This window comes from Psychroserpens mesophilus (assembly GCF_000826645.1).
GTDB classification, from domain to species: domain Bacteria; phylum Bacteroidota; class Bacteroidia; order Flavobacteriales; family Flavobacteriaceae; genus Psychroserpens; species Psychroserpens mesophilus.
Window position 1 is genome coordinate 1 of the sequence record NZ_JXJP01000018.1, and the last position, 5,550, is coordinate 5,550.

General features: G+C 30.1%; 6 protein-coding genes. All 6 read left to right on the forward strand.

Annotated features, from left to right (window positions below):
* The first annotated feature begins 143 nt into the window (after positions 1-143).
* The 6 genes from TD18_RS12655 to TD18_RS12680 all read left to right on the forward strand — a co-directional run bounded on the left by TD18_RS12655 (position 144) and on the right by TD18_RS12680 (position 4,959).
* Positions 144-896, forward strand: a complete 753-nt coding sequence (locus tag TD18_RS12655) for a hypothetical protein (RefSeq protein ID WP_040253224.1) — start codon at positions 144-146, stop codon at positions 894-896.
* A gap of 481 nt (positions 897-1,377) precedes the next feature.
* On the forward strand, positions 1,378-1,788 hold the full coding sequence (locus TD18_RS12660) for a hypothetical protein (protein WP_040253226.1): 411 nt from the start codon (positions 1,378-1,380) through the stop codon (positions 1,786-1,788).
* Between the two features lie 152 nt (positions 1,789-1,940).
* Positions 1,941-2,483 carry a hypothetical protein gene (locus tag TD18_RS12665; protein ID WP_040253229.1) on the forward strand — a complete coding sequence of 181 codons (543 nt, stop codon included), beginning with the start codon at positions 1,941-1,943 and terminating at the stop codon, positions 2,481-2,483.
* A gap of 142 nt (positions 2,484-2,625) precedes the next feature.
* Positions 2,626-3,252 (forward strand): CPCC family cysteine-rich protein, encoded by a 627-nt coding sequence (locus TD18_RS16785; protein ID WP_052461172.1) that lies wholly within the window; start codon positions 2,626-2,628, stop codon positions 3,250-3,252.
* Positions 3,253-3,476: 224 nt separating this feature from the next.
* A complete protein-coding gene (locus TD18_RS16790; protein ID WP_052461173.1) occupies positions 3,477-4,130 on the forward strand; it encodes a tetratricopeptide repeat protein in 654 nt (217 codons plus the stop codon).
* A gap of 145 nt (positions 4,131-4,275) precedes the next feature.
* A complete protein-coding gene (locus TD18_RS12680; protein ID WP_040253231.1) occupies positions 4,276-4,959 on the forward strand; it encodes a hypothetical protein in 684 nt (227 codons plus the stop codon).
* Positions 4,960-5,550: the final 591 nt, after the last annotated feature.

Here is a 5,550-nt window from a genome sequence, read left to right on the forward strand (position 1 = left end):
TATAATTAATTACTACTGATTTACCTAGCGGAAAATCCCTGAAATTAATTAACTTAGTACTTATCGGAAAACGACTCATGTCCTTTTCCGTAACTAATCATAACACGAACACGTTGTACCCAATTTGAGAAAACACAAAAATTATGTCATATAAAGGTTTTTTAGATGCTCAGAATGATTGGTTAAACAGAAAGTCAAAAAACAAGAATCAACTTTTTCAAGGTTTAAAGCCTAGAGATAGAATTGAGAAAATAATTATTGAAAAGATTATTCCTAAAATTGACAATCTAAATTTTAAGTTTCGGAAATCTGACTTAAGAATAAAGAGAAAAGATGGTGATTTTGAACAAAGTTTAAAATTCATCATGAATCATAAAAACTACAAAAACGAAATAGTATCGTTTGAAATTATTCTTCTAGTTTATTCAAAAAAACTAGAGACTTGGCGCGCTGAAAACTATTCTGATAAATCTTTAAGGCTAAATGGTATAATTGCCACTAACTCTGCTGAACGATTAAAAGATTGGAATCAGCAGTTTGAAAGAGGTTGGTATAAACTTCATTTAGATGATAACCACAAAATAGTAGATGAAATTATTAATAATATAATCAATGTTGCTGTTCCTTATTTTTCTCAATATGAAAGTTATGATCAAATAATTGCTGATTTTAATAAAAATCCAATAACAAATTTTATCGATTTAATAGATATTAACCTTATGCTAGGAAAATATCAAGACGCAAAATTAGTTCTTGAACAAAACCGAGACTTTTTTGAGGAAAAAATAATTAAAGAAGAAAAGGCTAATAGTAATAGTTTATTTTTAAGGAATGAGAAGCCTCTATACTTAAGTAGAAAAAAGAAAATAGAAAACTGGGTACAACACCGTGTATAATTAATTGCTTCATTTCTGCCTACTTGCGAATATTCCTTCGGAATATTCACAGGTTCGTAAATGTTTGCTAACTTAGTCGCTAAACCACGCAACTAACCATACACAAACACGTTAGGGCAAATTAGAGAAAAATCGAATGTTAGATATAATTGGAGAATTACTTATTTGGCGTGAAGATTACAAATAATCCATTAAGGAAAAAGATCACTTTGGATTATTGGAATAATGAGTTCTATTATGAACAAAAAGAAAATGGACTAGGTTATGTTCTTATCTCGAAGGGAAAAGACGGAATTTTAAAAACAGAAGACGATATTAGCGGAATAAAAACTTGCCCTAACAACGTGTATAACTAATTGCTCGGTCTGTGTATACTCGGAAAATCCTACGGATTTTCCTATTGGTTCGTTTCTTTTTTGCTAACTTAGTTCTCGTCATCGCAACTAGCCATTACACGAACACGTTAGCCACAATTTGAAAAATGACTTTTCCAATAATAAACATATCGACTGAAAAATGGAATGATGATGATATTCTTGACTATATTCTTTTTAGTAATCTGATATACACAGATAAAAAATCAATTTTTGACAAATATTATCGGAACAAAATGTTTTGTGATTGTGACGGAAAAATCTTTAGAGTTAATGGTCTTGAAAAACCGAAAGAAAGATGGCGGAATTGGTTAAAATTTCTACCTGGAATTTATAAATGTGAGATTAAATTTGAACCGACTCAAAAGAAAATGACCGTTAACGAATTGCGGAATTATTTTTTAAACGGAATTTCGGACTTAACAAAGAATGACTATACAGAAGAATGGATTTTGGACATAAAAAACGCTGCAAATCATTCAGAATTAATAAATGGAAAACAAAAAAACAGTGGCTAACAATGTATAACCGCAATTACGGCGGATTCGACTACGTCCGAATCCACTCGGAATTGCGAGCGTCAGTGCCAAACCGAAAATTAACGCATACAAACCCGTAACTGACGGTTATACGAGACCGTTAGGTGCAATTTGAGAAAAACTTTAAATGAATGAGTATTATTCAGGAAATAACAGAAAAATATAATGGAGAATACTCTGAAAATCCAACTGCAAGTTTTAATAGTCCTGCGGGAAAATATTCTTACCAACCAAAAAAAGGAATTATAAATATTGATGGATCAAAAATTAGCATTAATCTTAATGAAGTTGGTAGAGCAATGTACGGAACAGAACCTTTTCGAATTACTCTTTATCTAGATAATGAATACCAAACTGAATTTAATCTATTTCCAAAAGATTTATGGAATAAATTCTTGGATTTTCTTTTCCCAAAAAGAAGAGCATTTGTTCCGCCAAAGATTTTAAAACAATTCTGGTTTGGAGGTGATATAAAACTAATTAGAAAAATCACTTCAGATAAGCTATTCAATGATAGTATAATAGATGAAAGAATTTATATAGAAACAATGCCTGGGAAATCGACAAATCGAATTGTACTAACACCAGAACGAGGAATAAATAATATTGAACATTTTGAAAAGTTTATAAGTATCCTAAAACTGGTTGAAAATAAAATAAAAAACTGCACCTAACAACGTGTATAATTCATGCTTTCATTCAACTTCAATTTAAATTTAATATATTTAACTATATGATTAGCAACGACTGAAAATCCTGCGGATTCTCAATCGCACAAATCATACACAAACTCGTTAGGCAACATTAGAGAAAACTTTGGAGAGACGACAAGCAATAGAAAAATATGCAAGAATAAAACTGACTGAACTATCTCAAAAAGAAAGAGATGAACAGTTGGAAATTATGACTTTGGAACATTGGAGCGATGTAGATGAATGGAATTCTTTACCTGAATCTATACAAAAGGAATTTGAAGATGGCGAGGAAATCCAAAATCCTGAATTGGAACAATATGATGCTGTGTTAATGATTTGGCTAAAACATACTCTTCAATCAAAGACTAACGAATTTCTCTGTCAAAAACTGAATATAGAAAACATAATTGGAGAACCAATAGAATTAGAATCCTGTCCTTGCTGTGGATATCGAACAATCGGAGAAAGAGGAAATTATGAAATCTGTAAAGTTTGTTGGTGGGAAGATGACGGACAAGACAATAAACATTCGGATGAAATAATGGGTGGACCGAATTACGGAATTAGTTTGGTAATGGGAAGATATAATTATCTGATTTACGGATTGTATGACCCAAAACGAACAGATTTGATGGAAAAGAAAGCAGACGAAGTAGAATATAAACGAGGTAGAATTTTTGAAATTATTGACAATGAATTTCTCGTTGAAAAAGGAACTAACTGGAAATGGAAAATAAACGTTGCCTAACAACGTGTAAAGTTAATTGCTACTTCTCTATTCCATCGGAATAATAATTACAAAAACTTTAGTACATTTACTTAAGAAACATTTCAGTAAGTTTAGCCTTGCGTTTTGTTTCCAAGCGGAATTTTCGCCAAAAAAGGCTCAGCCTAACGCCAAAACGCAAGGCTAAAATCCCGCAACAAACCTTACACAAACACGTTAGCAGCAAGCAAGAGAAACTAAAGTAGATGAACAAAAAGAAAGTATTTAACATAGTCGTCATTCTAATCGGATTATTTTTCGTGATTAAAAAATTTTATAAATCAGCAGAATATTCCAATGTGAAACGAATTAATGAAATATACTATTCTGGAGAATACAATAAAGCCAAAAGTGAACTAGAATTACACTTGCTAAAATACCCTAAATCATCTGAAAGCTGGGCTTATCTTGGATTAATTAATATAGAGCTAAATGATACAATAGGTGCTGAAAAGGCATACCTTAAAGGACTGGAGCTTGATTCTAAAAATGATAAAGCAATTATTGGTTTAGGAGTAATTCAGAGAATGAAAGGAAACTATGAAAAAGCTAGGAATTATTATGAGAAAGCCATCAAATTGAATCCTAAAAACCCTGATTCTTATTCAAGTTTATTGGTATTAGAAATAAAAAATAAGAATTACCAAAAAGCTGTTGAGTTAGGTGAAAAAGCCAAAGAATTGAAATTGACTGACACTAGACCTGGAATTCTTGGAAACTTAGTTGTAGCCTATCATCTAAACAATCAGTCAGAAGAAAGAGATAATGTCCTAGCTGAATTAGAAAAAATGGATTATGAAGATATCGAATATATAAAAATGATAATTAGTGGAATGGTTGACATTAATGACTTTATTTGAAAAGTGCCAGCTGCTAACAACGTGTATAATTAATTGCTACTGTCAGTTATTCAGAAAATTTCATCTACAATTTGTATATTTATGTTATTGGAAAATTTACAAGTCATAGCCTTGCTATTTTCCTCCAGCGGATTTTTCGCCAAAAATGGCTCATCCGAAGCTAAAACAGCTTCGGCTCAATCCGCAACATAATCATACACAAGCAAGTTATATGCAAGCTTTGGAAAGCGCCAAACATTCATCAATGAAATACTTTAGATTATTACTATCTTCCATTTTATTAATAGTTGTGTTGACCTCATGCAAAGAATCAGAGCATGAGAAATTAATTCTGAAATGTTATGAAAAAGAAATGCAGAAAAAGAATACTGATTTTAAAATTTCCAATTTAGTATTCATAGAGAAACAAATTGTAGGAGACGAATATTATCAAAATTTAATAATTGATGACTTCAATTCAATTATAATGGATAGCGAGAAAATGATTAGCCTAAATGAGGAGAATATTGAATTATACAAGGAACGCATCGAGGAAATAAATAAGGTAACAAAGGTTAATTATTCGGAAGGAGTTGATAATTTCAAAATTGGAGAGGCTAAAGATCAAATCAAAGTATTAAAAGATAATATAGCCTATTATAAAAAAGAATTAAGAAATTTTAAAAAGGAATCGGATTCATTAAAATCAGAACAAACTTTTACAGTATTAAGACATTATATTGATGCTAAATTCAATGGTCAAAAAATAAATGATACAATAGATTGTATATTTAATTCAGATATGAAATTTTTGGAATTTAATCCTGACTTTTTTAATGTTAATTTATAAACATATTTGACATATATAAGCTAAAAACAAAATAAGAATGACACTAAATGAATTAGTACAAAAAAGAATGTTTCTACTAACTGTCATGTTATTTGTATTCATAGGTTATTTTGGCGGAATTTCAAATATTGAAATAAATAAAACTGTTGGTTGGGCTTGGAATTTAACAAGTTGGCTATATTTTATAAGAGTCTATTTTATTCCAATTTTTATAATAGGATATGGTATACTAGCATTATTGAAATATTCAACACATCGGAATCTTTCTTTTTTTCATCTGATTTTAATTACTTTAACTCTTATTTTGGATGATATAGTCTCATTAACATTAAATCTTATAATCATTCTGAATCTAATTTCATTTTTGACTTTCTTGTTCAATTTTATATGGTCGATTAGAAATAGAAAATCAAAATTAGTGTAGTAAGCCAGCATATAACAACGTGTATAATTAATTACTACTGATTTACCTATCGGAAAATCCTCGAAATTAATTAACTTAGTACCTAATCGGAAAATGACTCATGTCCTTTTCCGTAACTAATCATTACACGAACACGTTGTAAGTAATATTGACCCGTCCTGAATAAA